General features: G+C 68.2%; 1 protein-coding gene. It reads right to left on the bottom strand.

Translation table 11 applies throughout. The annotated features are described in order from the left end of the window. Positions 1-590: DNA cytosine methyltransferase (locus ACL02S_RS24170; protein WP_412804793.1), on the bottom strand; the 590-nt coding region annotated here is incomplete at its 3' end. Positions 591-601 lie beyond the last annotated feature (11 nt).

The raw sequence follows: 601 nt of genomic DNA, 5'->3' as shown, positions 1-601 counted from the left end.
AGCCCGCGCACTCCTTCGGTCCAATAGAAGCCGCAGGGATCGAGCATCGGGTCGCCGACCGTGCGCGGACCGGCATCCTCACCGAACAACACCTCGCGGGGGTCTTCGGTACGCGAAGCCAGCATCAGCACGCGCTGACGACGCTGTGGCAGGCCGAACGCGCGTGCATCCACCACCCGGTAGGCCCAGGTATAGCCGAGCTCGTCGAGTGCGCTGGTGATGTGCCGCATCGCCGCGCCACGGCCGAGCTGCAGCATGAATGGCACGTTTTCGATCAGTAGCCAGCGTGGACCGCGTTTGCGGCGCACCAGCCGGAACACCTCGTCGACCAGGCCGGACCTGGTGCCGGTGATACCTGCGGTGCGGCCGGCCTGCGAGAGGTCCTGGCAGGGAAATCCCGCCGCGACCAGCTCCGTCCCCGCGGGAATGGCGCGCAGCCGGGTGATATCGGAATGCAGCGGCACCTCAGGGAAACGGGTGGCGAGCACGCTTTGGGCGCCTGGGTCGATCTCGCACAGCAGTCCGGTGTGCCAGCCGTGCTTGCCGAGACCGAGTTCGAGACCGCCGATTCCGGCGAACAGCCCGACCATCAGCGTGCCCG

The organism is Nocardia spongicola (assembly GCF_047200775.1).
In the GTDB taxonomy this organism is placed as follows: Bacteria; Actinomycetota; Actinomycetes; order Mycobacteriales; family Mycobacteriaceae; genus Nocardia.
This window is presented reverse-complemented; position numbering and strand designations above follow the sequence as displayed.